The organism is Methylorubrum rhodesianum (assembly GCF_014199985.1).
Classification (GTDB): domain Bacteria; phylum Pseudomonadota; class Alphaproteobacteria; order Rhizobiales; family Beijerinckiaceae; genus Methylobacterium; species Methylobacterium rhodesianum.
The window spans coordinates 171,458-197,121 of the sequence record NZ_JACHOS010000007.1; the positions used below are offsets into that span (position 1 = coordinate 171,458).

Sequence of the window (25,664 nt, forward strand, 5' to 3'; positions counted from 1 at the left end):
TCCCCCGTGCGGGACCGCTATTCGGGGCCCGCCAATGCGCGTACGGGAATCTATCGCCGGTATCGACTTCGGACCGGTTAACCGCGCTCATTGCAGGTTGTGACGGCGGCATTTCCCCTCGATTTGATTAGTGAAACGGCTTCCGTTCGACTGAAGAGCGAGGATTTTCCAAATCGTGGCGGGGCGCGGCCCGCCGGTGCTGCGCTTCGGGCGCGCGCGGCCTGCATCCCGTAGCGCTTGTGGAGCGCGCGGCACTTGGGCTAACCCTCCGGCCCGCCCGAAACTTTCGCGAACTCGCCCCGGAACGTCACACGCATGGTCTCCCAACGCCGGGACGCGGACGCGCCCACAAGCATCCTCGAGAGCCTCGCTGGCACCCGCGTGCTGGTGGTCGAGGCCCGCTACTACGACGACGTCGCCGACGAGCTGCTGGCGGGTGCCCGGGCGGCCATCGAGGCGGTGGGTGCCGAAGCGCGGGTCTTCACGGTCCCGGGCGCCCTCGAAATCCCGGCCGCCATCGCGATCCTGATGGAGGCGGCCCGCAAGGCCGGCGGCCCCTACGACGCGGCGGTGGCCCTTGGCTGCGTCATCCGCGGCGAGACGGGGCATTACGACATCGTCGCGGGCGAGAGCGCCCGCGCCCTGATGGACCTCTCCGTGTCCGAGCACCTGCCGCTCGGCAACGGCATCCTCACCGTGGAGACCATGGAGCAGGCGCTCGCCCGCGCCCGGGTCTCCGACATGAACAAGGGCGGCGGCGCGGCCGAGGCGGCGCTGAGCCTCCTCGCCATCAAGCGCGCCGCCAATCTGGAACCCGCCCGATGACCGACCCCGCCGCGCCGCCGGCCCAGACGCCGAGCTCGTCGAAACCGAACACCCGCACCGGCGCCCGCCTCGCCGTCGTCCAGGCGCTCTACGAGATGGAGATCTCGGATAAGGGCGTGATCGACGCGCTCGCCGAGTTCGAGGCCTTCTGGATCGGCCAGGAGATCGACGGCGTCGCGCATCCGCCGGCCGAGACCGCGTTCTTCCGCGACGTTCTGCGCGGCGCCGTGGAGGAGCAGCGCGCGATCGACCCGAAGCTCGACGCGGCGCTCTCCAAGGGCTGGCCGCTGCGCCGGCTGGAAGTCGTGCTGCGCGCCATCCTGCGGGCCGGCGCCTACGAGCTGATGTTCCGCCGCGACGTGCCGGCCCGGGCCGCGATCTCGCAATATGTCGATGTCGCCCACAGCTTCTACGGCGGCGACGAGCCGGGCATGGTCAACGCCGTGCTGGACCGGGTCGGCCGCGAGGTGCGCTCCACCGAGTTCGGCATCCCCGCCGCCCCCGGCCCGACGACGGCGAAGAAGGGCTGACCAGAATGGCGCGCGCGGGCGAGGAAGCGCTGATCGCGCGCTACTTCGCGCCGCTCAGCGGCCCCGGCGCCGAGGGCCTTCGCGACGACGCCGCGAGCCTGACGCCGACACCCGGACACGACCTCGTGGTGACGACCGACGCCGTGGTGGCCGGCGTCCACTACTTCCCCGAAGACCCGCCCGGCTCGATCGCCGTGAAGGCCCTCGGCGTGAACCTGTCGGACTTGGCTGCCAAGGGGGCCAGCCCGCGCGGCTTCCTGCTGACCCTTGCGCTGCCGGACGACTGGACCGAAGCGTGGCTCGCAGCCTTCGCCGAGGGACTCGGGACGGCGAGCCGCGCCCATGGCTGCCCATTGCTGGGCGGCGACACCGTGCGCTCAGGCGGCCCGGCACTGATCGGCGTCACCGCCTTCGGCGAGGTGCCGGCGGGCGCGATGCTGCGGCGGCAGGCGGCGCGGGCCGGCGACCGGCTCTGCGTCAGCGGCTCCATCGGCGATGCGGCGCTCGGTCTCGCCCTGCGGCTCGCGCCCGATCCCGCGCTGGACGTGTCCCACCGCGACGCCCTGCTCGACCGCTACCTTCACCCGCGCCCGCGTCTCGCCCTCGTCCCGGCGCTGCGCCGCCATGCCCGCGCGGCGATGGACGTATCCGACGGGCTCGCGGGCGACCTGCGAAAGATGCTCGCCGGAACGGGGCTGACCGCGCGGATCGATGTGCCGTCGGTGCCGCTCTCGCCCGCCGCCGAGGCGGCCATCGCCGGTGATCCGAGCCGGCTCGCCACCGCGCTCACCGGCGGCGACGACTACGAAATCCTCTGCGCCGTGTCGCCGGACGACCTGTCCGCCTTTCTGGCCGAGGCGCGGATGGCGGGCGTTCCGGCTGCGGCCATCGGCACCGTCGAGGCGGGTGATGGAGCGCCGCTCTTCCTCGACACGGCGGGCCGGGCCATGGATTTCGCCCGCACCTCGTTCAGTCATTTCTGAGACGGCGAACCGGACGGGCTTGCGCCGTCACGCTGCGGAGCTCGACGCCTCGATCCCGACCTGCCGCCGGCTGAGCGCCCACACCCGCTCCTGCAGCGCCTCGTCCAGGCTGCGGGCGGACGAGGCCGTCTCGCGGCTCTTGGCGAAGTAGCGCCCGTTCACGCCGTCGAGTTCGGGCGCGGTGGCGACGTGGAGCGAGGTCCTGGCACCCGCCTCGGTCGAGATCAGGAACGGACGGATCAGGCCCCAGGCGAAGCCGAGAACGCCGTGGGTGTTCTTGGCGAAATCGCTTGCCACCACGCCCGGATGCACCGCGTTGACGGTGACGGGGCTGCCGGCCAGCCGGCGGGCCAGCGCGTAGGTGAACAGCACGTTGCCGAGCTTGGCCTGGGCATAGACCTTCATCGCGGAATAGCGATGCTCCCCGCCGAGATCGTCGAAGTCGATCCGCCCGCGGGTATGGGCGGCGGAGGCGAGATTGACGATGCGGGCGCGCGGCGCGGCTTCGAGCGGAGCGCGCAGCTCGTGGGTCAGCAGCACGTAGGCGAGATGATCGAGGGCCCAGGTCCGCTCGATCCCGTCGGCGGTGACGTGCCGCTCGGAGAAGATCGCGCCGGCATTGTTCACGAGGATGTCGAGGGCGGGATAGGCCGCCCTCACCTCGCCCGCGAGGCGGCGGATCTCGGACTGGCTCGACAGGTCGGCGAGGAAGACGTCCGCCGCGCCGCCGGTTTCCCGGCGCAGATGCGCGGCGGCGCGTTCGGTGCGCTCGCGGTTGCGCCCGACGAGGCCGACCCTTGCCCCGAGACGGGCGAGCCCGAGGGCCGTCTCGGCGCCGATCCCGGAGGAGGCGCCGGTGACGAGGGCGGTTCGACCGTCGAGGCGCACGGATCCGCGCCGAGGGGTCAGAATACCGCCTGGCCGATGGCGAGTGCGATCACCACGATGACGATGGCGAGGACAAGGAACAGGCCGAACAGGATGCGGGCGATCGAACTCGCGCCGGAGGCGATGCCGGTGAAGCCGAGGGCGCCCGCGACGAGCGAGATGACGAAGGCGATGGCGGCCCACTTGAGAAGCGTCATGGCAGTCCACTCCGATACGAAAGCGGAGCAGTAACTTCCAACGACCCGGCGGCGTTCCGCCGCGGCCCGCTGTTTCGTGCATCGTCCCGGAGGGTGGCCGCCGGCTCTCGGACATCGACGATGCTCTAGGCGCTTCGTCCTCCGGCCGCGCGCTGCACCAGCAGCTCTGCCAGCGTGTGGTAGAGCCCGCCGCGGCAGACCGCCTTCGACATCGCGTCGGCGATCAGCGCGGCGAGCATCAGCGGGATCATCATCGCGTGGTTCTGGGTCATTTCCGTCACGATGACGAAGGAGGTGATCGGCGCCTGCAGCACGCCGGTCAGGTAGGCGGTCATGCCGATCAGCACGAGCGCGCCCACGGGGACGTCCGTTAGGACGAGGCTCGCGTGGGCGCCGAGTCCGGCGCCGACGGCGAGCGAGGGGGCGAACAGGCCGCCGGGGATGCCGCTGATCGAGGACAGCACGGTCGCCAGGAACTTCAGCGGCGCGAACGCCCAGCGCGGATCGCTCTCGCCGTGGAGGATCCCGCGGGCCTCCTCATAGCCGGTGCCGTAGACGGCTCCGCCGGAGGCCAGTCCGCACAGGGCGACGCCGAGGCCGCAGAGCGTCGCGAACAGAATGGGACGGCGCCCGATCCAGGCGCCGGCCCGGCCCGGAAGGCCGCGGCCGAACCCGATCACGAGGCGGCTGAACAGGCCGCCGGCGAGCCCGCCGGCCACGCCGAGCACGGGCACCGCGAGCCATCCGGCGGTCAGGGAGAGCTGCGCGTCGGAGGTGCCGAAATACGTGTAGTCGCCGAGGATCGCCAGCGAGGTCAGTCCCGCGGCAACGATGGCGGCGACGATGAGGGCGCTGCCGCGCCGGTCATAGGCCCGGCCGAGCTCCTCGATGCCAAACACGATGCCGGCGAGCGGCGTGTTGAAGGCGGCCGCGACACCGGCCGCGCCACCCGCGAGGAGCAGGCCGCGCATCCGCTCCGGGCTCAACCGGCCGAGGGTCGCCATGATCGCCGCGCCGACCTGCACCGTCGGGCCCTCGCGGCCGATGGAGGCGCCGCACAGGAGGCCGAGACACATCACGACGATCTTGCCCGCCGCGACCCTGAGCGAGATCAGGGCATGGCGGGCCTGCGGATCGTCGAGGGCTCGGGCGGCGATCACCTGCGGGATGCCGGAGCCCTGCGAGTTCGGAAACACCGTCCGGGCCAGCCACGCCGCCAGGGCGAAGCCGGCCGGGCAGAGGAGCAGCGCCAGGGCCGGCGAGAGGTGGAGGGTCTGGCGGAACGCCGCCTGCGCCGCGTCGGCCGCCTTCGCCATCAGCACCGCCGCCAGGCCGACACAGACACCGCCGGCCAGGAACAGGATCCGCCTGCGCCAGATCGTCCAGGCATCCCCGGAGGAGCCGCGCAGCCGGCGCAGGGCTATGCTCAGGTCGGTCGGGTGCAGCGGCATCGCGGCACAGTACGCGGTTCGGGCACGGCGGGGCCATGCCCGCGCCGACGCTTTCCAGCACCCATTGCCGTCCGCGGCGCGAGAAGCGGACCACGCGCTGCAACAAATGGTCCCGGTTGCGGGATGGGACCGGATCTGCGCGTTTGGAATTTCTCGTTGAAGCCCGGATTAAGGCCGCCCGATCACGGGTCGCCGGCCGCGGGTGTCTCGACGAGCCAGCCTCGATCCGGCGCGGATCGGAGCCAGAGCAAGCAGCCGAGGAGACGGCATGGGGCGGCTGAACACGGTTCCCGCGAGCGCGGTCCTTCTCGGCATCGCGGGGCTGATTCCATTCGTGGGCTTCGCCGCCCTGTCGGTGAGCGGCACGGATGTCGGACTCGGCACGATCGGCCTGTCGCCGCGCGTCATCCTTTCCGCCTACGGGGCGGTGATCGCCTCGTTCCTCGGCGGGATCCGCTGGGGCGTGGCGGCGGCGCGGGGCGCCGGCTGGCGCGATTACGGTCTCGCCATCGTGCCCTCGCTGCTGGCTTGGGCAGCGCTCGCCGCCCCGGCCCCGTGGGACCTGCGCATCCTCGGCGCCCTGGTGCTTCTGTGGGGGCTGGTCGATCAGGATCTCGCCCGCCGCGGCATGGTCCCGGACTGGATGGGCCGGCTGCGGCTGGCGCTGTCGGTGGTCGCCGGTGCGGCGCTGCTCGTGGCGGCGTGAGCCGGCTTCAATCCCGCCCGAGCATGGTCCGGCCGATGGCGAAGACGCGCCCGTCGCCGAGCAGGTAGGCCGTGAACCCCTTGGGGAAGAGCGGCTCGAAGGCGGCGTCGCGCACGTTGAGGCCGCCGGTATAGGCGCCGAAGGCCGGCATCACGAGGCGGTGCCCGTCGGCGACGAAGCAGCGGCGGCGCACGGAGCGGCCGCGCATCGTCACCTTGCCGCAGGGGTGGAGGTGGCCGGCGATTTCGCCCTCCCCTACCCCCGCCAGCGGCTCGTGGCGCAGGGTCAGGCCGCCGAGTGACACCGTCTCGCAGTAGCGCCCGCCGACACCGTCGCTCACCGCCGCGTCGTGGTTGCCGGCGATCCAGACCCAGTCGCGGCCCTCCTGAAGCGCGGCGATCATCGCCCGATCGCCCGGCTCCATCCGCTCGGGCCCGCGGGCATCGTGGAAGGAATCGCCGAGGGCGACCACGCAGGCCGGGTCGAGCCGCTGCATCACCTCGTGCAGGCAAGCCAGGGTCTCGCGGGTGTCGTAGGGCGGCAGGAACTGGCCCGATCGGGCGGCGAAGGAGGAGCCCTTTTCCAGGTGCAGGTCCGATACCACCAGGGTGCGGTGTTCGGGCAGCCACAGGACGCCGGTGCGGTCGAGGCTGAGGGCCTCTCCGGCAAGCTCAAGGTCGGTGCCCTTCACGGTCTTCTCGAGTCTCTGGCCGAGTGCCAAGGTTTCATCCTCAACGATGCGGAGGAGGCGGCACGCCGCGTCAGCCGAGCGCCTCCTGCAGCAGCTCGGCTTCGGCCTCGGCCAGGATCTCGTCGGCCCCCTCCCCGTAGACCCGCTCCCGCCCGATCTCGAGCATGACGGACACGGAGAGCGGCGAGACGCGATCCAGCGCCCTGTGGGTGATTCGCCCCCGGATGCGCCTCAGCATCATGCCGAGGCGGGTCACGTCGAGGAGTCCGGTTGCCGCATCCTGCCGCGCGGCGCGCAGGAGCAGGTGGTCGGGCTGGTGGCGGCGCAGCACGTCGTAGATCAGGTCGGTCGAGATCGTCACCTGCCGCCCGGTCTTCTTCTGGCCCGGAAAGCGGCGCTCGATCAGCCCGGCGATCACCGCGCATTGCCGGAAGGTGCGCTTCATCATCGCGGATTCGTCGAGCCACGCCTCGAGGTCGTCGCCGAGCATGTCCTCGTCGAACAGGGCCTCCATGAAGCCGGGCGAGAGCGCGGCGCGCTCGCTCACGTCCTTCGTGCACCAGATGGCGATACCGTAATCGTTGGCGGCAAATCCGAGCGGGCGCAGCCGGGCGCGCTCCAGGCGGCGGGTCAGCAGCATCCCGAGCGTCTGGTGGGCGAGCCGCCCCTCGAACGGGAACGCCGTGAGATAATGGCGCCCCGCGCGTGCGAAGGTCTCGACCAGGAGGTCGCGCTCCCCCGGCAGGGCCGAGTGCCGGCGCTGCTGGGCGAGGTAATCCGAGAGCTGGCGCGGCAGCCGGTCCCACTCGAACGGGTCGGCGATGATCGCCCGCACCCGGGCGGCGAGGAAGGTCGAGAGCGGGAACTTCGCGCCGGCATAGGAGGGGATCGCCGGGTCGGTGCCGGGACCGGCGCGGGTGACGAGGCATTCGTCCTCCGACAGGCCCTCGAAGCGCAGCACTTCGCCCGCGAAGAGGAAGGTGTCGCCGACGGTGAGCGTCTCGGCGAAGTCTTCCTCGACCTCGCCGAGCACCCGCCCGCCGCGCGGGATCGCCGTCCCCGGTTTCGAGCGCAGCATCCGGGTCAGCCGCACCTTGATGTGGGTCGCCTCGATGATGGTGCCGATGTTCATGCGGTATTGCTGCGCCACCCGCGCGTCGCGCACCCTCCATCGCCCGTCGGCCCCGCGAAGAATCTTGGCGAAGCGCTCGTAGGCGCGCAGGGCGTAGCCGCCGGTGGCGACGTAATCGACCACCGCCTCAAAATCCTCCCAGGACAGGCTCGCATAGGGCGCGGCCGAGATGATCTCCTCGTAGAGTCCGAGGGGGTCGAACGCGTCGGCGCAGGCCATGCCGAGCACGTGCTGGGCGAGCACGTCGGGGGCGCCGAGGCGGGCGTCGGGGGTGTCCTGGGCTGCCTCCTCCACCGCGTCGAGGGCGGCGCGGCATTCCAGCATCTCGAAGCAATTTCCGGGCACGAGATAGGCTTTCGAGGGCTCGTCCATGCGGTGGTTGGCCCGGCCGATCCGCTGCATGATCCGGCTCGCGCCCTTCGGCGCGCCGACATTGATCACGAGATCGACGTCGCCCCAATCGATGCCGAGATCGAGCGTGGCGGTGCAGACGATGGCGCGGAGCTGTCCCGCCGCCATCGCCGCCTCGACCCGACGGCGCTGCGAGGCGTCGAGCGAGCCGTGATGCAGGGCGATCGGCAGAGTGTCGTCGTTGAGCCGCCAGAGCTCCTGGAAGGTGTATTCCGCCTGAAGGCGCGTATTGACGAAGACGAGCACCATGCGGTGCCCGCGGATCAGGTCGTAGATCGCCGGCATGGCGTGCCGGGCGGTGTGGCCGGAGAGCGGCAGCGTGCGGCCGATATCCAGCATGTGCAGGTCGGGCTTGGCGCCGCCCTTCACCACGACGAGGTCGGCCATGGGCGGTGCCGAAATTCCTCCGCTCTTGGCGGAGGCGGACGGGTTTTGCGAGACCAGATACTTCCTCAGCTCGTCCGGCTGGCGCACCGTGGCCGAGAGGCCGATGGTGCGGGCCTCCGGTGCCAGCCGCCGCACCCGGGCGAGCGCGAGGGAGAGAAGATCGCCGCGCTTCGAGGTGACGAGGGCGTGCAATTCGTCGAGGACGACGGTGCGCAGCCCGGCAAAGAAGCCTTCCGCCTCGCGGTGGGCGAGCAACAGCGAGAGCTGCTCGGGGGTCGTGAGCAGGATGTCGGGTGGGCGTTGAATCTGTCGGGCGCGCTTGTGCGCCGGGGTGTCGCCGGTCCGGGTCTCGACCGTGACGGCGAGATTCATGCCGGCGATCGGCGCGTCGAGGTTGCGGGCGATGTCGACGGCGAGCGCCTTGAGCGGCGAGATGTAGAGGGTGTGAAGGCCCCGCGCCTTGCCCCGCCCGCCATCGGTGCGCTCGCTCAGCTCGACCAGGCTCGGCAGGAAGCCGGCCAGCGTCTTGCCCGCGCCGGTCGGTGCGACGAGCAGCGCCGAGCGCCCGGCCCTGACGGTCGCGAGCAGTTCGAGCTGATGCGGGCGGGGCGACCAGCCGCGGGCGGCGAACCACGCGGAGAAGCGCGAAGGAAGGGGCGAGGCGGTCACGGCGTTCCGGCGGGGCACGTCGGCAGAGTGCCGCGGTCGTTCATCGCTGCCGCTTATGGCCCGATTTCGGCAGCGGACGGAAGCGGTCGTTCCGTCGCCCCCGCACGGCCGTCGCCGATCGATCCTTCTCGAACGTACCCCGATCCGACGATTACAGCGTGTAGCTGATCGCCGCGTAGTACTTGCGAGCATAGCTGGCGACCAGCTCGGCTCGCTCGACGTGGTTGATGATCCTGCGGGCGTTGATCCAGTCTTCCTTGGTCGGGCTGAAATAGTCGCCCAGCTTCTTCCCGGTGAAGGAGCCGGCGATCATGCCCTCGATGAGCACCTTGGTCGCGACGCCGACATCCATCGCGCGTTCGGGATGACCGACCAGATCCTCGCCCGTCAGCGCCGCCATCTTCTGGTAGTTGGCCTTGTGGGTCAGTTGAACGAAGCCGCGGCCGAGCCAGGATTTTCCGTCCGCATCGCGCGACCAGTAATCCTTCTTGACCCACGGCAGTTTGCCGGCCTTCCAGGCCTTGGTCAGGATCGTGATAGCCCGATCATCCGTCGAGGCAAAGGTTTCCCGCACGGGTTGCATCGTGCGCCCCGTCTCGTGATGCGTCGTTCCAAGCATATAGGCCAGCCAGCGGTCGTCCGATCCGGCGGTGCGGGATTCCCAGGCATCGAGAATTCCGTTGAGTGATGAGACTTGTGACGGTCTCATCGAGCCGTCGAAGAGGCGCAGCTTCACTTCTTCGAAGAAGAACTTTCGATTGATCGACATGCCGCGCCTTCCCCGACTTGATGATGCGCTTCCCTGGTTCTTGCCTTCGATCGTGTGGCCGACCGCTCAGGCGATCGCTTCACGACCGCGCCTGGCCATTCCGTTCACGCTCGGCCGGCAGCGCCGGAATTCCGCTCGCCGTACTGACGATCGACCGACGCTTCGTCCGGGCTTTTCTCCTTGGGCTTCACGGTCGAGCGGACGACCATGAACCGGTTCATGACGTCGAACCAGAACGGCGCCCCGAGCATGATGGCGAGGGCCGTGATGAGCCAGCCGCAGATCGTGGTGATCAAAGACCAGCCGATCGCGCATCGGGGCTTGGCCTGCTGACCGGACGCATCGATTCCGGCCGCGACGCAACTCTGCGGGCCTGGATACAGACCACCTTCTTGCAGAACCCAGCCGATGGGAAAGCCGATCTCGGAAAGACGGGACTTGAGGTCGGTGAAGGTCGCAGATGTGTCCTGCCGGCTGTCGCTGTTGTTCTGTCCGAACTGTCCGGTCTTCTCCGCCTGGGCCACGACGGCCTCGCGCAGGGATTTGTCGCGGATCAGGCTCTGGGCGACGGTGATCGCATCGACGTTGAAAAAAACGGCGGTGGCGAGGCCCAGGACGCCGAGGATGCGGGCCGTGCGCCGGGTGTACCAGCCGGACACCCGATCCATCGTCCCGTCATACCATTCCTCGATCGTCTTCCTGATCTTATCGAGGTCGTTCGCCCCGTGGGACAGTGCGGTCAGGACGACCTGCTGCACCGGATTCGGTGCGGAATCCTCGGAAAGACTTTTCTTCAGCGTCTCGAGCGAGAGAGGCGATTGAGTCTTGGTCGCCTTCGCCGCGAGGTCGAGAACGGCAAGGGAGAAGCTCTGCCGTGGAATATAGGACGGCAGCTTCCGCGACCCTGTCCTGTAATCTCCATCGTAGAGCGATGCGATCAGGGGATGGTTATAGAAGCTTTCCAGCGAGCCTGTGAATTTTCTTTCCTGCAAAAGCTCGGATATGCCGCGCTCGAGATCGTGGGACCGGCTCTTGGCGAAATTTTCGATCAGCTCTCGCAGCGCCGTCGCGATGAGGCTCATGAAGAGAAACAGAAGCGCCATGCCGATGCCGACTTCGAGCACTTCAGATCCGAACATCGCTTTCACCCCGATGGTCGGTAAAGTTGTATCCTAACAGAATTCAGAAGGTCAATCGCCCTTCGCATTGACTTCAAGGTGCGATGGGGCGGCCGGGTATGGAGTTCGAAGGGCGGCATGACTGGTGAGGCGCGACACGCCTCAAGATCAGAGATGCGCGTCGCGGCGCGCCGGTTCTCCCGCCGGAACCGGCCGGCGGGAGGGGCGGCGTCAGGCCAGCGCCATCAGGAACCGGTCGATCAGCTCCAGGGCCCGCTCGGTCAGCGACCCGGGATAGCGCACGAAGATGTGGCAGCCGCCGGCATAGACCGCGGTGTGGCCGCCGTTGTTGGCCGCCGCCCAGCGGGCCGACATGTAGAGCGTATCGTCCAAGAGCGGGTCGGCGGTGCCGACCGTGAACAGGGCCGGCGGCAGGCCCTTCAGGTCGGCGTAGAGCGGCGAAACGTCGGGGCGGCGCCGGTCGATGCCCTCGCGCACGTAGCCGTCGGCGAAGCGCTTGAGGTCGGTGGTGTTGATGACGAGGCGCTCGTCGCCCCACAGCCGCACGCTCGGGGTCAGGCCGAGATCGTAGAAGCCGGCATTGAGGTTGGCGCCCCGGAAAGCGCGGGGCAGGCCGTGCCGATCGCGCAGACGCAGGAGCGTCATCACCGCGAGATGCGCGCCGACGGATTCGCCGCCGATGGTCAGCGCGTGGATGCCGAGCTCCGCCTTGCCGGGGCCGGCGAGCCAGAGGGCCGCGGCCTCGCAATCCTCGAGAGCCGCCGGATAGGGGTGCTCCGGCGCCAGCCGGTACTCCACCGAGAGGCAGACGAAGCCGCAGGTGTCGGCGATGCGTTCGAGCCAGGGGTCCTGCTCGTCGGCGGCGCCCCAGACCCAGCCGCCGCGATGGATGTGGAGGTAGGCGCCGCGCGCCTTGCCCTGTGGGCGGATGACGCGCAGCGCCAGCGGGCCGCCCGGCCCCTCGATGGTCAGGATCTCGGCGCGCGGGCTGCGCGGCATGGCGGGGGAGGCCTGCGTTCCCGCACGGCGCCGCGCCCGCACCTCCTCGATCGGCAGCGACCACGGATCGGCCTGCGCGGCGTGAGCGGCCACGATCTCGGCGTTGAGCGCCTTCGTCTCGGCATCGATGTTCGCCGGGTCGAACAGAGCGTGGTCGATCATGGCCTTGGTCAGGTCGCGTGGGGTGGAAGCGGCAGGGCCGGCAGAACCGGATTCAGTCTGCCATCTTGAGCGGAACGTTCGAGGATGCCATCTGGCTGCCACCTCGAATGCGTCGAATGGAACGATCGACCCGCGGTTTGGCATGAGTGTGGCGGTGAGGCAACGCCGTTGCGGGGTTGCCACGAGGTCTTGAGCAGATGGCGAGGATCCTGACCGAATGACCGGCGATCACGACACGCGGCGCGGCCCGTTCGAGCCCGGCGCCTACCCGGCCAACCCGCGCTACGGCGAGCCGCGTCGCCGCTCCGGGCTCAACCGCTTCCTCGGCGGCTCGCCCGTGGCGGTGTTCGTGAAACTGCTGTTCCTGTCCGTCCTCGTCGGCGCCGTGATGGCGATGTTCGGCCTGACGCCGGGCCTGCTGTTCTGGCAGTTCTACGATCTCACCCGTTCGCTGATCGATCTCGGCCTCGACACCTTCCACGATTTCGGCCGCTGGATCCTCGCCGGTGCGGCGGTGGTGGTGCCGATCTGGCTCATCGCCCGCCTTCTGACGGTGTCGCGCGAGCGCTGAAGCGTCGCTGGCGTCACGTCGTCGGGGGCGCCGTCCCGGGACATGCGACACAGCAACAGCTTGGAACCGTTCCGATTGCCTCGCCCTCGCGAACGGTTCTAAGAGACGTGAAGAGAAGCAAGAAACCGCATCGAGGCGCGTCGTGCAGACCAATTTCGCCCCCGAGCAGCTCGCCGACCCCGCCATGGCGGCCTCGGAGAAGATCCTGCGGACCTGTGTCCATTGCGGGTTCTGCACCGCGACTTGCCCGACCTATCTTCTGCTCGGCGATGAGCTCGATTCACCGCGCGGGCGCATCTATCTGATCAAGGACATGCTGGAGGGCGGCAAGCCGGCGAGCCGCGAGGTGGTCAAGCACGTCGACCGCTGTCTCTCCTGCCTCTCCTGCATGACGACCTGCCCATCGGGGGTGCATTACATGCACCTCGTCGATCACGCCCGCACCCATATCGAGAAGACCTACAAGCGCCCGTTCTCCGACCGTGCCCTGCGGGCTCTGCTGGCCCTGGTCCTGCCCTACCCGAACCGCTTCCGGCTGGCGCTGCTCGCGGCCAAGGTCGGAGCGCCGTTCCGCCCCCTCGTCGCCCGGCTGCCGCGGGTCGGCAACCGGCTCGCGGCGATGCTCGACCTGGCTCCCGCGCAGCTGCCGAACCGCAACCGCACCGACCGGCCCGGCACCTTCCCTGCCGATACCTCGGCGCAGGAGATCAGCACGCTTTTCCAGACCGGCGAGGACAAGGCGCCGGCGCCCCGTCGCGGCCGGGTCGCGCTGCTGCGCGGCTGCGCCCAGAGCGTGCTGCGGCCGGACTTCAACGAGGCGGCGATCCGCCTGCTCAACCGCCACGGCGTCGAGGTGGTCCTGCCCAAGGGCGAGGGCTGCTGCGGCGCGCTGACACACCATATGGGCCGCGAAGACTCCGCCCACGGCCATGCCAAGCGCACGATCGACGCCTGGATCGCCGAGATGGACGGGCCCGGCCTCGACGCCATCGTCGTCACCGCCTCGGGCTGCGGCACGACGATCAAGGATTACGGCTTCATGTTCCGCGACGACCCGGCCTATGCCGAGAAGGCGGCGCGGGTCTCGGCGATCGCCAAGGACGTCACCGAGTACATGGCCGAGATCGGCCTGCTGCCGCCGGTCGAGGATACCGACCTCGTCGTCGCCTACCATTCCGCCTGCTCGATGCAGCACGGGCAGGCGATCCGGACCGAGCCGAAGAACCTCCTCAAGAAGGCGGGCTTCACCGTGAAGGACGTGCCGGAAGGGCATATCTGCTGCGGCTCGGCCGGCACCTACAACATCCTCCAGCCGGAGATCGCCGCGCGCCTGCGCGACCGCAAGGTCGCCAATATCGAGCGCGTGAAGCCGGACCTGATCGCCACCGGCAATATCGGTTGCGCCACCCAGATCGGGAAAGGCACCGACATCCCGATCCTGCACACCGTCGAACTGCTCGACTGGGCGACCGGCGGCCCGCGCCCGGAGGCGCTGGCGCATCTGCCGGCCCGCCCGGCGGTCGCTCGAGCGTACGCGTAAGGTCAAGATTGATTTTCCCGCTCTGCACAATTGCGGGTCGTCTCTTCCTTGACCTCGCTGCAGGTGCGAATTAGGCCCGCAACCAGTGTCGGCCTGAGATCGTTTGCAGCCTTATGACAGAGAACCCGCCAGAGTTGCCCGTCGTCCTCCTCGTCGAAGATGACGGCCTGCTCCTGATGGAGGCCTCCGACACGCTGGCGGAGGCCGGGTTCAACGTCCTCGAAGCGCACCATGCCGACAAGGCCCTCGACGTGCTTCAGGACCGTCCCGACGTCGAGGTCCTGATGACCGACGTCGATATGCCGATGGGCTCGATGGACGGCTTCGCCCTGGCCCGCGTCGTCGCCCATCGCTGGCCGGACATCCCGGTGCTGATCGTCTCCGGCATGGGGACGCCCGGTCCCGGCGACATGCCGGAGGGGGCCCGCTTCATCCCGAAGCCCTACGCGCCGACCATGCTGGTGCGGACCCTCAAGGCCTGCCTCAAGCGCGCCGCCTGAGGGCCGCGCCCAGACGTTTCGTGCATGGCCGATCCGCGCCGGGACCGATCGCGGGTTTCGCCGCGGACCGTTTCGCGGCAGAAGGCACGTCAGAGATGTGCGCCGCTCCTGTGCGCCGACAGACCGATCAGTTCAGGTCCCGCCATGACCGCCGAGCCAAAGACCCTCCGCCTCGCCACCCAGGCGGTCCATGCGGGCGCCGCGCCCGATCCCGCCACCGGCGCGCGGGCGCAGCCGATCTACTTCACCAACGGCTTCGTCTTCGACTCCACCGAGCAGGCGGCCGACATCTTCGCGATGCGCCGGACCGGCTTCTCGTACTCGCGCGGCTCGAATCCGACGGTCGCCGCGCTGGAGCGCCGGATCGCCGCGCTGGAAGGCGCCAAGGCGGCGGTCGCGGTCTCCTCCGGGCAGTCGGCGGTGCTGCTCGTGATGATGACGCTGATGCAGACCGGCGATGCCTACGTCGCCTCGCCGCGCCTGTTCGGCGGCTCGCTCGGCCTGATGCGCCGGCTCGAGGGGCGCTACGATCTCACGCCGCAATTCGCCGCCGACCTGACGCCGGAGGCGTTCGAGGCGGCGATCACGCCGCAGACCAAGGCGATCATCTGCGAGTCGATCGTCAACCCTTGCGCCACCGTGATGGACCTCGAGGGCATCAGTGCGGTCGCCAAGCGGCACGGGCTGCCGCTCGTGATCGACAACACCCTCGCCTCGCCGGCCCTGATCCGCCCGATCGAGCACGGCGCCGACATCGTCGTCCACTCGACCTCGAAGTTTCTCGGCGGCTCGGGTCAGGTGATCGGCGGCATGATCTGCGATGCCGGCACCTTCGACTGGAAGGCGCAGGGCTCGCGCTACAACCTCATCAACGATCCCTGGCCGGACTATGACGGCCTGATCGTCAGCGAGCGCTTCCCCGAGATCAGCTTCGCCGTCGCCTGCCGCCTGTTCGGCCTGCGCGACCTCGGCCCCGGCCTCTCGCCGATGAACGCCTTCCTCACGCTCACCGGCATCGAGACCCTGCCGCTGCGGATGGAGCGCCACTGCGCCAACGCCAAGGCGGTCGCCGCCTACCTCAAGGACCATCCGGCGGTGGCGTGGGTGAGCTACCCGGCCCTGCCGGGGCAGAAGGGCGAGGCGCTCGCCAACCGCTACGTGCCGCAGGGACCGGGCTCGATCTTCACCTTCGCGCTCAAGGGCGGCGAGCCGGCCGCGCTCCAGTTCATCGCCGGTCTGGAGCTGATCTCGCACCTCGTGAACATCGGCGAGATCAAGTCGCTGGCGATCCACCCGGCGACCACCACCCATCGCCAGCTTCGCCCCGAGGAGCGTGCCGCGGCCTGCGTCGGCCCCGAGACCGTGCGCCTGTCGATCGGCCTGGAGGATCCGGAGGATCTGATCGCGGATATCGAGCAGGCCCTGGCCAAGATCGGCTGAGGCCGCCATGGCAAGGCGGGGGCGCATCGCAGCGGTGATCGGCGGCCTCGCCGTCCTCGGCGCGGGTGCCCTCGTCCTCGCGGACTACCTCCAGCTCGGCCGCACCGAACCGCCGCTTGCGGCCGAGCCGGAGCGCGCCGACCGCGTGCTGGTGGAGAAGGCCGCGCGCCGGCTGACCCTGCTGCGCCAAGGCCGGGTGCTCGCGACCTACCCCGTGTCCCTCGGCTTCGCGCCGGAAGGGCACAAGGCCCGCGAAGGCGACGGGCGCACCCCCGAGGGCGTCTACACCATCGCCTTCCGCAACCCGCGCAGCGTCGCCCACCTTTCCCTCAAGGTCTCCTACCCCTCGCCCGCCGACGAGGCGGCGGCGCGGGCCGGCGGCTACGCGCCCGGCGGCGACATCATGATCCACGGTCTGATGAACGGCTTCTCCTGGCTCGGCGGCCTGCATCGATGGATGGACTGGACCCAGGGCTGCGTCGGGGTCACCAATGCCGAGATGCGTGCGATCTACGCCCGCGTCGATGTCGGCACGCCGATCGAGATCAAGCCGTAGCGGCACGGGACGACCCTGTTGGTCGCGTGCGGTGCGAGCCAACCACCCCGAGCCAGCCAACCGATGAAGCGATCGGACGACCGTCTCCCTGCGCAGGAATCCCCTGCGAGGTGAGATTCATCCCTATAGCGTGGTCGCGTCAGCCGCCGCGCTTCGGCTGACAGACTTCCCACTCGCTCCTACGCGCGATTGAGCGGCGTCGCGATGCCGTTTCCGGTTCGGGCTTGTACCGTCTCGAAGGGATCTTGAATCCGTTCGATGCACCGGCGGCATCATCAAGCCGTCGAGCCCGATTTAATGCATTTGTTAATACGGGTGCGCTAACACACTTTTGTCACCAGACCCGGTCGATCCGTGCGCGGCGGATGCCCCGGCACTTTACGCGCCTCTCCGCTCGATGCGACTCACGCTCAAGGCCACTCTGGTCGCCCTATTCGGCGGCGTTGCCCTCATCACGGCGATCCAAGGCGCGATTTCGCTACGCGAACTGTCTTCGATCCGGAAGCGCGTCAACGAAGTTGCGGTGAACTGGCTTCCCTCAGTCGTCACGGTCAACGAGATGAATGCCGCCGCAAACCGGATCCGTCTGCGGCAGTATCGGTTGATCACGGCCTCCAGCGACCCGGAGGCGGTGGCCGGCAACCGCGAACTCTACGACAGGGGCGTCGCTGAGATGAGGGATGCACGGCGCCGGTACGAATCCCTCATCTCATCGTCCGAGGAGCGTGCCCTCTACGATCAGTTCACGGCGATCTGGAGCCGCTACGAGCAGGCGAGCGAAAGCCTGATCAGGTCCATCAATGAGGGGCGGCATCAGGAGGCTCTCGCAGAACTCGCCGGTCCCGGTGTCTTCAAGCTCTTTTCAGATTCCAGCGCCTTGCTCGTGCAGGCGGTCGCACTGAACCAGCGGGGAGCCCGCAGGGATGCCGATGCCGCCGTCGGCGCGGCCGACGATGCTTCGGTCACGGCCGTCGTGTCGGTCGCACTGACGGTCGTCCTCGCATTCGGCGCCATGGTATTCAGCTTCCTGCGGATCTCCCGGCCGATCACCGGCATGACCGGCATGATGGGAGCGCTCGCGGCCGGCGACGTCGAGACCCCGGTGCCCTACCGGCAGCGTCGGGACGAGATCGGCGCGATGGCGGGCGCGGTCCAGGTGTTCAAGGACAACCTGATCCGCACCCGCGCCCTGGAGGCCGAGACGGCGCTCGCCCGCGCATCGGCCGAGGAACAGCGGAAGGCCGCCATGCGGGCCATGGCCGACAGCTTCGAGGCGGCCATCGGCGGGATCATCGGCACCGTGACCTCGGCGGCGACGCAACTGCAGGCCACGGCCCAGAGCATGTCGGGAACCGCCACCGAGACGGCCTCGCAATCCGTCACCGTCGCGTCCGCGGCCGAGGAGGCGGCGGCGAATGTCGAGACCGTCGCGGCCGCCGCCGAGGAGCTCGGCACCTCCGTCCACGAGATCGGCCGGCAGGTGGCCAGCTCGTCCGAACTCGCCCAGATGGCGGTCGGCGAGGCCAACCAGACCGCCGGGCTGGTTCAGAACCTGTCGAGTGCGGCGGCGAAGATCGGCGACGTGGTGTCGATGATCTCGACGATTGCCGGCCAGACCAATCTGCTGGCGCTCAACGCCACGATCGAGGCGGCCCGCGCCGGCGAGGCCGGGCGCGGCTTCGCCGTGGTCGCGGCCGAGGTCAAGGAGCTCGCCAACCAGACCGCCCGCGCCACCAGCGAGATCGCGCAGCAGATCGGCACGATCCAGGGGGCCACGGATCATGCCGTCTCGGCCATCGACGGCATCTCCGGCCGCATCCGCGAGATCAACAACGTGGCGTCCGGCATCGCGGCCGCGGTCGAGCAGCAGGGCGCGGCGACGCAGGAGATCGTGCGCAACGTCGCTCAGGCCGCGACCGGCACGGGCGAGGTGACCACCAACATCGCCGGCGTCGCCCGTGCGTCCGAGGAAACGGGCGCAGCGGCCAACCAAGTGCTCGGTGCGGCGTCCGAGCTGTCGCGCCAGTCCGAGTGCCTGTCGGCGGAAGTGAGCCGCTTCCTCGCGACGGTGCGCGCCGCCTGACGAGCCGATGCTGGAGAGGTCCGCACAACTCGGGTTGCCACGCCCTCTCAAGACGACGTGGTGTCGCATTCCGATCAAAAATGAGGTGATCGCAAAGTCCGGGAGCGCATCGCTAGGTCCATGGTTGTCGGATCAGCGGTCATGATCGATCGTCGGACAAGTCAAAGGACAACCTCATGACTCAGCCGAACCAGCATACGAAGGGAAACAACTCCCGCAATGCTGATCAAGTTGGATCGAAAAACTCGGGAAGTCCGCATAAGGGCTCGGTTCAACACTCGGATGATGGTCGCTTGAAGGAAAATCGTGACCAGGGCGTCCATCGCGGCGACAAGGAGTAGCCCCACGCGGGTGAGCCCGACGTCGTGTTCGGGATAATAGGAAGAGGTCGCCTTCGGGCGGCCTCTTCCCATATGGGCTTGCGTCGATCCGAGAACCGGGACTCACGGGAGACCGTCATGCGCGCCTACGAAATGTCCGCCGCCGCAGGCCTCGACAGCTGGAAGAGCGTCGAGCGTCCGACGCCCGAGCCGGGCCGCGGACAGGTTCTGGTGCGGATGCGCGCGGCCTCCCTCAACTACCGCGACCTGCTGATTTGTCAGGGCCGCTATCCCTTCGCGATCAACCTCGATCGGCTGATCCCGGTCTCGGACGGGGCGGGCGAGATCGTGGCCCTCGGCGAGGGCGTGCGCCGCTTCCAGGGGGGTGAACGGGTCGCCGGCATCTTCTCGCAGAGCTGGCTCGGCGGCGCTCAGGTGGCCGACACCTGGCAGACGGCGCTCGGCGGCGCCATCGACGGCGTCCTCACCGAATATCAGGTGTTCGACGAGGACGGGCTCGTCGTGCTGCCCGACCATCTGAGTTTCGAGGAGGGTGCGACGCTGCCCTGCGCCGCGGTCACCGCCTGGAACGCCCTCTACGGGCTCAAGCCCCTGAGGGCCGGCGAGACGGTGCTGACGCTCGGAACCGGAGGCGTCTCGGTCTTCGCGATTCAGCTCGCACACGCGGCGGGCGCGCGCGTGATCGCAACCTCGTCGAGCGATGCCAAGCTCGCCAAGGCCCGCGCGTTCGGTGCGAACGAGACGATCAACTATCGCGCCCATCCGGATTGGGAACAGGAGGTGCACCGGCTGACCGGCGGCACGGGCGTCGATCACGTGGTCGAGGTCGGCGGCACCGGGACCCTGCCGCGCTCCATCGCCTCGACCCGGCCCGGCGGACATGTCGGCCTGATCGGCCTGCTCGCTCAGGGCGAGGCGATCGATCCGCTGGCGATCCTCGGCGCGAGCTGCATCGTGCGCGGCGTTGCCGTCGGTCCGCGGGAGATGTTCGAGGACATGAACCGCTCGATTGCCCTGCACGGCATCAAGCCGGTGATCGATCGCGTCTTCGGCTTCGAGGAGGCACCCACCGCCCTGGCGGCCTTGGCCGAGGCCTCGCATGTCGGCAAGATCGTCATCCGAATCGGCTGACGGTTCGGCGCCCGAGGAGCGGATGATGCGCGCGGCGGTGGGATGGGGGCTGCTCCCGGTGCTGTTGTCGGCGGCGGCGAGCGCGCAGGACGTCACGACGGTGCGAACCGAGTCCTTTCCCCGGCCTCCCTATTCCGGGGCGACCTATTACATCTACGAACGGGCGGGCCGGACGATCTGCACCAAGCTCGCGGTCTGCAACAAGTTCGACGATTGCGAGACGCGCTACGTTCGAGGCGCCTTCCGGGCGCCCGAGGACACGGCGACCGGCGAGCCCTACGGGACGACGCCGGCCATGCCGATCGGGCCGGCCTCGCTGGCCAAGCACGTCTGCCTGACGCGCTTCGGCCTCGTGAAGCGGTAGCTCCTACGGCTCGTCCGCCTTCGGGCCGCGGCGGTTCAGCGCCCGCAGCGCGCCGCGGAAGGTGCGCACATCTTGCTCCGTCATCGCCATACGGTGGAGCATGTCGCGCATGTTGCGGGCAATGATCTCCTGCTTCTCCGGCGGGTAGAAGCCGGCGCCCGCGAGGGTCTCCTCCAGGCTCGCGAACAACGAGAGCAGCGCCTCGCGGGTGGCCGGCGGCGAGAGCATCTCGCCGGAGAAGCGTCGCGTGGCGAGACCGGCGGCGCGGCGCCACTCGTAGCCCATCAGCAGCACGGCCTGGGCGAGATTGAGCGAGGGAAACGCGTCCGTGACCGGGAAGGTGACGATGGCATCGGCCAGCGACACCTCGTCGTTGGTGAGGCCCACCCGCTCGCGCCCGAACATCAGCCCGACCCGCTCGCCGCGCCCGATCCGCTCGGCGACCGCCGTCATCGCCTCCTCGGGAGCGAAGACCCGCTTCATCTGCCCGCGTTCCCGGGCGGTGGTGGCGAGCACGTGGTGCAGGTCGGCGATCGCCTCGGCCAGCGTGGCGTAGACCTTGGCACCGTCCAGCACGTGCGTGGCGCCGGAGGCCGCCTCCCGCACGCCCTTCTTCGGCCAGCCGTTCTTCGGCGCGACGAGGCGCAGCTCGGACAGGCCGAAATTCGCCATGGCGCGGGCGGTCATGCCGATATTCTCGGCCAGTTGCGGCTCGACCAGGATGACGACGGGGGCGCTCATGGCCGCCCTCTCGCACGCTTCGGTCGCCGTCTCAATCGGCCCAGCGTCGCCGATGATCGATCGGGCCCGCGCCACCGGCGAAACCGGCGGCGCGAACCCTCCAAAACCTCAGATCTTACCGTCGAGGCCCATCTGGTAGTACTTGTGGACGATCTTGTCCTGGTTCTCGAGCAGCCAGTCGATCGAGGGCTCGTTCGTCATGGCCTTGCGGATCGCCTCGGTCATGCCCTTGCGCTGGATCTCGAACAGCGCCTTGTGATCGACGCTCTCGGCCTGGATCACGCCGGGGCTGAGCCAGACCGAGCAGATGATGCCGAGATCGTTGGCCTTCTCCTTGGGGATGTAGCCGGCCCGCACCGCATCGAGGACGCCGTTGGCGATGGCGTACTGCACCGTGCCCATCAGGATCGAGGTGTACTTGTTCTCGGTCACGCTCACCTTGGAGACGCACAAGGTCACCGGGCGGACCATGATGTCGGTGTTCAGGAGCGCGAAGACGCGGCTGTGGCCGACGACCTGATCGCCGGTGAGCGTGGCGAGCGCGGTGCCGACGGGCCCGTCGAGCTCACCGATGATGACCTCGGGCTCGCTCGCCGTGTTGGGGGGGCCGCCCGCGACGAGGGCCTCGCCGGCGCGCAGAATGATGCGATCGCTCATGGTGTGTCCTTCCTCGTGATCGGCCGTGTCGGTGACGCGCGGGTCGTCGCAGCGGCGGCCGGGTTTGTCCAGGCCGCTTAGCGCGGCCGTGGCGTGCGCTCTTGTGCTGGAGCGACATCGCCTTGGCGGCGAGCCGGCGGATGACCGGTCTCGATCTGGCTCGAATATCGCCCGCGAGGGCTGCTACCGTTTCGCAGGGCGAGTAACAGTTTCGCACATCCGAAACCGCCACTTCGAGCCCGGCTTTGTCGCCTTGGTGCGCTGCGTTATAGGGGCGGCGACAGGGATCCGGGGAAGACGGGCGACGGGCAATCGGCCGGGCGCGCGGCACCGGGCAATCGAGGGACCGACATGGCGAAGATCAAGGTGGCCAATCCGGTCGTCGAGCTCGACGGCGACGAGATGACCCGGATCATCTGGGCGGAGATCAAGAACAAGCTCATCCACCCCTACCTCGATCTCGACCTCGACTATTACGACCTCGGCGTCGAGCACCGCGACGCCACCAACGATCAGGTGACGATCGATGCGGCCGAGGCGATCAAGCGCCACGGCGTCGGCGTGAAATGCGCCACCATCACGCCGGACGAGGCCCGCGTCGAAGAGTTCAAGCTCAAGGAGATGTGGCGCTCGCCCAACGGCACGATCCGCAACATCCTCGGCGGCGTGATCTTCCGCGAGCCGATCATCTGCTCGAACGTGCCGCGCCTCGTGCCCGGCTGGACCCAGCCCTTCGTCATCGGCCGCCACGCCTACGGCGACCAGTACCGCGCCACCGACTTCAAGGTGCCCGGCAAGGGCCGCCTCACCATCAAGTTCGAAGGTGACGACGGCACGGTCATCGAGAAGGAAGTGTTCAAGTTCCCCGACGCCGGCGTCGCGATGTCGATGTACAACCTCGACCAGTCGATCATCGATTTCGCCCGAGCGTCGTTCAACTACGGTCTCGCGCGCAAATATCCGGTCTATCTGTCGACCAAGAACACCATCCTCAAGACCTATGACGGCCGGTTCAAGGACCTGTTCCAGAAGGTGTTCGACGAGGAGTTCAAGTCGAAGTTCCAGTCGCTGGGCCTGACCTACGAGCACCGCCTGATCGACGACATGGTGGCTTCGTGCCTCAAGTGGTCCGGCGGCTATGTCTGGGCCTGCAAGAACTACGACGGCGACGTGCAGTCGGACACCGCCGCGCAGGGCTTCGGCTCGCTCGGCCTGATGACCTCGGTGCTGATGACGCCGGACGGCCAGACGGTCGAGGCCGAGGCCGCCCACGGCACCGTAACGCGCCACTACCGCGAGCACCAGAAGGGCAAGGCGACCTCGACCAACTCGATCGCTTCGATCTTCGCCTGGACCCGAGGCCTCGCCCACCGGGCCAAGCTCGACGGCAATGCCGACCTCGCGAAGTTCGCCTCGACGCTGGAGAAGGTCTGCGTCGACACCGTCGAGGCCGGCCACATGACGAAGGACCTCGCCCTGCTCGTCGGCCCGGACCAGAAGTGGCTCACCACCAACGGCTTCCTCGACAAGGTCGATGAGAACCTGAAGGCGGCGATGGCGTGAGGTTGGGAAAACCCCTCTCCCCTCTGCGGGAGAGGTTCGGCCCGTGAAACGGGTCGGGTGAGGGGGAAGCGCCGCTTCGGGAGGCGTCCCCCCTCTCCCGCCTCGCCTCCGCGAGGCACCCTCCCCCGGTAGAGGGGGAAGGCTCCGCGTCCTCTCTCACCCCGCCTTCTTCGCCGCGTTCCGCTTGCGGGTCTCCGCCGCCTTTTTCGCGGAAGCCGAGCGTTGCTCCTTGGTGCGCGAGGCCGATGCCGTGCCTCCGGCGCGACCGCCCTTGTGGGCGGCGGGGTGGCCGGTGGAGCGACCGCGGCCCGAGCCGCCGGGCTTCTTGCCGCCGCCATCGTCCTTGTTCACCGTCGCCCAGGCGCGGGATTCGGCTTCCTTCTCGGGCACGCCGCGCGCCTCGTAGGATTCTGCGATGTGCTCCGCCTTGCGGATCTGCTTGTCGGTGTATTTCGACTTGTCGCCCTGAGCCATGCTGCTCTCCCGATATGCCGCGCCGGTCAGGTTCGGATCGGCGCGTCGAGGGCCGCCCGCACGCGCCGGATCAACTCGGCGCGGCGGTACGGCTTGTTCAGAATATCGAACTCCGGACGCTCGATGCCGGTTCGCTCCAGGCTGGCCTCGGCGTAGCCCGTGGTGAGCAAGATCCTGAGAGCGGGGTGGCGGTGGTGCGCCTCGCGGGCGAGCGACAGGCCGTCCATGCCGCCCGGCATGATCAGGTCGGAGAAGAGCAGGTCGATTTCCGGGTGGTCCCCCAGGATCTCCAGGGCCTCGCGGCCGTGGCGGGCCATCAGGGTGCCGTAGCCGTAATCGCGCAGGATCCCCCGGGCGAGTTCGGCGACGTCGGGGCGATCGTCCACGATCAGGATCGTCTCCGTGCCCGGCCGCTCCTCGGCCGAGGGCGGCTCCTGGCTCGGCTCGTCCCCTTCCTCGGTCGCCGGAAAGGACAGACGCACGGTCGTCCCCTCCCCCATCACCGACTCGATCTGCGCGAAGCCGCCCGATTGCTTGGCGAAGCCGTAGACCATCGACAGCCCGAGCCCCGTGCCCTTGCCCTCCTCCTTCGTGGTGAAGAACGGATCCATCACCCGCGCGAGCATATCCGAGGGGATGCCGGAGCCGGTATCGGTCACTGCGACGCTGACGAGGCGGCCCATACCGTCGGGGCGGCCGGTGTCCTCGTTGCGGGTCGTGATCGTCACGCGTCCGCCGTCCGGCATCGCATCGCGGGCATTGATGAGCACGTTGAGCAGGGCGACTTCGGCCTGGGTCCGATCGATCCGGCAGGTGCGGAGATCGGGGGCGAGATCGGTCTCGATCGTCACCGCGTCGCCCAGCGTGCGCGCCGCAAGCTCCTTCATCTCGGAGACGAGGTCGTTGAGGTTGAGGGTTCGCCCGACGAGACGCTGCTTGCGGGCAAAGGCGAGCAATTGCTGCGTCAGCGTCGAAGCCCGCTCCGCCGCCTCGCGGATGTTGCCGACGGCGCGCCCCATGCGACCCGGGTCGGCATCCGGCCGCTCGAGATTGGTCGCGAGCGAGTCGGCGTAGCCCAGGATGACCTGGAGCAGGTTGTTGAAGTCGTGGGCGATGCCCCCGGTCAGTTGCCCGATCGCCTCCATCTTCTGCGCCTGACGCAGCGAGTCCTCGGCGATCCGGCGGCGGGTGATGTCGAGCTGCGAGCCGAAGAAGTACACAAGGTCGCCGGCCGCGTTGTAGACCGGGCTCACGAACAGCGCGTTCCAGAAGGGCGAGCCGTCCTTGCGGTAGTTCAGGATCTCGGTGGCGATGTCGCGGCGGGCTGCGACGGCCTCGCGCACCTGCGCCCGGGTCGCCGGATCGGTCTCGGGGCCCTGGAGGAAGCGGCAATTGCGGCCGATCACCTCCTCCCTTGCGTAGCCCGTCATCTCCAGGAAGGCTTGGTTCACGAAAACGATCGGGTGGTCGTCCTTGTTGGGGTCGACCACCACCATCGGCATACGGGTCATGGAGACGGCCGCGAAGAAGATGCCGCTGCCGGGGTCGAACTCGTGCCCGGCCGCACCGGCCTCGACGCTCGGATGGTCGCCGTGGGGTCTTTTCTCGGGGATGTCGATCATGCGGACCCGCGGCGTGGCGTGATGGTCGAGGCCACCGGCGTCGCCGCCGCCTCCTCACTGCTGCAGAGTAGAGCGTCGAGCCGAACGATGAGCCTCAGCCTCGGCAGAAAGACGATGCAAAGTCTAGGGTGGGAGAGACCGC

Annotated in this window: 25 protein-coding genes; 13 read left to right on the plus strand and 12 right to left on the minus strand. The window is 68.9% G+C overall.

What is annotated here, in order from left to right; all coding sequences use genetic code 11:
- The first annotated feature begins 315 nt into the window (after window positions 1–315).
- The 3 genes from ribH to thiL are packed head-to-tail and all read left to right on the plus strand — an operon-like array spanning window position 316 to window position 2,338.
- A complete protein-coding gene (gene ribH, locus HNR01_RS12085; RefSeq protein ID WP_017486410.1) occupies window positions 316–825 on the plus strand; it encodes a 6,7-dimethyl-8-ribityllumazine synthase in 510 nt (169 codons plus the stop codon).
- Window positions 822–1,355: a transcription antitermination factor NusB gene (gene nusB / locus HNR01_RS12090; RefSeq protein ID WP_017486409.1), complete on the plus strand. Its 534-nt coding sequence runs from the start codon at window positions 822–824 to the stop codon at window positions 1,353–1,355. The genes ribH and nusB overlap by 4 nt, the downstream gene beginning before the upstream one ends.
- Window positions 1,356–1,360: 5 nt before the next feature.
- Complete coding sequence (gene thiL, locus HNR01_RS12095) at window positions 1,361–2,338, plus strand: thiamine-phosphate kinase (RefSeq protein WP_017486408.1); 978 nt, start codon at window positions 1,361–1,363, stop codon at window positions 2,336–2,338.
- A 27-nt stretch (window positions 2,339–2,365) separates the two neighbouring features.
- Here the strand turns inward: thiL and HNR01_RS12100 are convergent, their stop codons facing one another.
- From HNR01_RS12100 to HNR01_RS12110, 3 genes are all read right to left on the minus strand, one after another.
- Complete coding sequence (locus HNR01_RS12100; RefSeq protein WP_183667883.1) at window positions 2,366–3,226, minus strand: SDR family oxidoreductase; 861 nt, start codon at window positions 3,224–3,226, stop codon at window positions 2,366–2,368.
- Between the two features lie 17 nt (window positions 3,227–3,243).
- Complete coding sequence (locus HNR01_RS12105; protein WP_017486406.1) at window positions 3,244–3,423, minus strand: DUF1328 domain-containing protein; 180 nt, start codon at window positions 3,421–3,423, stop codon at window positions 3,244–3,246.
- Window positions 3,424–3,548: 125 nt separating this feature from the next.
- The gene (locus HNR01_RS12110) at window positions 3,549–4,874 is read right to left on the minus strand and encodes a chloride channel protein (protein WP_153873453.1); all 1,326 of its coding nucleotides are present in this window, start codon (window positions 4,872–4,874) and stop codon (window positions 3,549–3,551) included.
- 268 nt (window positions 4,875–5,142) lie between these two features.
- Here HNR01_RS12110 and HNR01_RS12115 point away from each other — a divergent pair, with 268 nt between their 5' ends.
- Window positions 5,143–5,580 (plus strand): DUF3429 domain-containing protein, encoded by a 438-nt coding sequence (locus HNR01_RS12115; RefSeq protein WP_153873452.1) that lies wholly within the window; start codon window positions 5,143–5,145, stop codon window positions 5,578–5,580.
- A gap of 7 nt (window positions 5,581–5,587) precedes the next feature.
- On the opposite strand, the gene pdeM is transcribed toward HNR01_RS12115, so the two are convergent.
- The 5 genes from pdeM to HNR01_RS12140 all read right to left on the minus strand — a co-directional run bounded on the left by pdeM (window position 5,588) and on the right by HNR01_RS12140 (window position 11,939).
- Window positions 5,588–6,301: a ligase-associated DNA damage response endonuclease PdeM gene (gene pdeM / locus HNR01_RS12120; RefSeq protein ID WP_183667884.1), complete on the minus strand. Its 714-nt coding sequence runs from the start codon at window positions 6,299–6,301 to the stop codon at window positions 5,588–5,590.
- Window positions 6,302–6,341: 40 nt separating this feature from the next.
- Window positions 6,342–8,888, minus strand: coding sequence for a ligase-associated DNA damage response DEXH box helicase (locus HNR01_RS12125; RefSeq protein ID WP_198580281.1), 2,547 nt, complete (start codon window positions 8,886–8,888; stop codon window positions 6,342–6,344).
- 133 nt (window positions 8,889–9,021) lie between these two features.
- Window positions 9,022–9,639: a hypothetical protein gene (locus tag HNR01_RS12130; RefSeq protein ID WP_183667886.1), complete on the minus strand. Its 618-nt coding sequence runs from the start codon at window positions 9,637–9,639 to the stop codon at window positions 9,022–9,024.
- 104 nt (window positions 9,640–9,743) lie between these two features.
- Window positions 9,744–10,787, minus strand: coding sequence for a hypothetical protein (locus tag HNR01_RS12135; protein ID WP_183667887.1), 1,044 nt, complete (start codon window positions 10,785–10,787; stop codon window positions 9,744–9,746).
- A 201-nt stretch (window positions 10,788–10,988) separates the two neighbouring features.
- Complete coding sequence (locus tag HNR01_RS12140) at window positions 10,989–11,939, minus strand: alpha/beta hydrolase (RefSeq protein WP_183667888.1); 951 nt, start codon at window positions 11,937–11,939, stop codon at window positions 10,989–10,991.
- Between the two features lie 217 nt (window positions 11,940–12,156).
- Here HNR01_RS12140 and HNR01_RS12145 point away from each other — a divergent pair, with 217 nt between their 5' ends.
- The 8 genes from HNR01_RS12145 to HNR01_RS12180 all read left to right on the plus strand — a co-directional run bounded on the left by HNR01_RS12145 (window position 12,157) and on the right by HNR01_RS12180 (window position 20,465).
- Complete coding sequence (locus HNR01_RS12145; RefSeq protein ID WP_153873448.1) at window positions 12,157–12,510, plus strand: DUF6460 domain-containing protein; 354 nt, start codon at window positions 12,157–12,159, stop codon at window positions 12,508–12,510.
- A 142-nt stretch (window positions 12,511–12,652) separates the two neighbouring features.
- On the plus strand, window positions 12,653–14,050 hold the full coding sequence (locus HNR01_RS12150) for a heterodisulfide reductase-related iron-sulfur binding cluster (protein WP_183667889.1): 1,398 nt from the start codon (window positions 12,653–12,655) through the stop codon (window positions 14,048–14,050).
- Between the two features lie 113 nt (window positions 14,051–14,163).
- Window positions 14,164–14,550: a response regulator gene (locus tag HNR01_RS12155; protein WP_026105809.1), complete on the plus strand. Its 387-nt coding sequence runs from the start codon at window positions 14,164–14,166 to the stop codon at window positions 14,548–14,550.
- Between the two features lie 144 nt (window positions 14,551–14,694).
- Window positions 14,695–15,990 (plus strand): O-acetylhomoserine aminocarboxypropyltransferase/cysteine synthase family protein, encoded by a 1,296-nt coding sequence (locus tag HNR01_RS12160; RefSeq protein WP_017486395.1) that lies wholly within the window; start codon window positions 14,695–14,697, stop codon window positions 15,988–15,990.
- A 7-nt stretch (window positions 15,991–15,997) separates the two neighbouring features.
- Window positions 15,998–16,546, plus strand: a complete 549-nt coding sequence (locus tag HNR01_RS12165) for a L,D-transpeptidase family protein (RefSeq protein ID WP_183667890.1) — start codon at window positions 15,998–16,000, stop codon at window positions 16,544–16,546.
- A gap of 397 nt (window positions 16,547–16,943) precedes the next feature.
- Window positions 16,944–18,629, plus strand: coding sequence for a methyl-accepting chemotaxis protein (locus HNR01_RS12170; protein ID WP_183667891.1), 1,686 nt, complete (start codon window positions 16,944–16,946; stop codon window positions 18,627–18,629).
- 458 nt (window positions 18,630–19,087) lie between these two features.
- Window positions 19,088–20,101 (plus strand): zinc-dependent alcohol dehydrogenase family protein, encoded by a 1,014-nt coding sequence (locus tag HNR01_RS12175; protein ID WP_183667892.1) that lies wholly within the window; start codon window positions 19,088–19,090, stop codon window positions 20,099–20,101.
- A gap of 25 nt (window positions 20,102–20,126) precedes the next feature.
- Window positions 20,127–20,465, plus strand: a complete 339-nt coding sequence (locus HNR01_RS12180; RefSeq protein ID WP_183667970.1) for a hypothetical protein — start codon at window positions 20,127–20,129, stop codon at window positions 20,463–20,465.
- A gap of 3 nt (window positions 20,466–20,468) precedes the next feature.
- Here HNR01_RS12180 and HNR01_RS12185 read toward each other — a convergent pair whose 3' ends face one another.
- Both HNR01_RS12185 and HNR01_RS12190 read right to left on the minus strand, forming a co-directional pair.
- The gene (locus HNR01_RS12185) at window positions 20,469–21,206 is read right to left on the minus strand and encodes an RNA methyltransferase (protein WP_153873445.1); all 738 of its coding nucleotides are present in this window, start codon (window positions 21,204–21,206) and stop codon (window positions 20,469–20,471) included.
- A gap of 108 nt (window positions 21,207–21,314) precedes the next feature.
- Complete coding sequence (locus HNR01_RS12190) at window positions 21,315–21,863, minus strand: formaldehyde-activating enzyme (protein WP_003597938.1); 549 nt, start codon at window positions 21,861–21,863, stop codon at window positions 21,315–21,317.
- 351 nt (window positions 21,864–22,214) lie between these two features.
- On the opposite strand from HNR01_RS12190, the gene HNR01_RS12195 reads away from it, so the two are divergent.
- Window positions 22,215–23,426, plus strand: coding sequence for an NADP-dependent isocitrate dehydrogenase (locus HNR01_RS12195; protein ID WP_017486388.1), 1,212 nt, complete (start codon window positions 22,215–22,217; stop codon window positions 23,424–23,426).
- A 156-nt stretch (window positions 23,427–23,582) separates the two neighbouring features.
- On the opposite strand, the gene HNR01_RS12200 is transcribed toward HNR01_RS12195, so the two are convergent.
- Together HNR01_RS12200 and HNR01_RS12205 are read right to left on the minus strand one after the other, a co-directional pair.
- Window positions 23,583–23,900, minus strand: a complete 318-nt coding sequence (locus tag HNR01_RS12200; RefSeq protein ID WP_183667893.1) for a plasmid stabilization protein — start codon at window positions 23,898–23,900, stop codon at window positions 23,583–23,585.
- Between the two features lie 26 nt (window positions 23,901–23,926).
- Complete coding sequence (locus tag HNR01_RS12205; RefSeq protein ID WP_183667894.1) at window positions 23,927–25,522, minus strand: hybrid sensor histidine kinase/response regulator; 1,596 nt, start codon at window positions 25,520–25,522, stop codon at window positions 23,927–23,929.
- Between the last annotated feature and the right edge of the window lie 142 nt (window positions 25,523–25,664).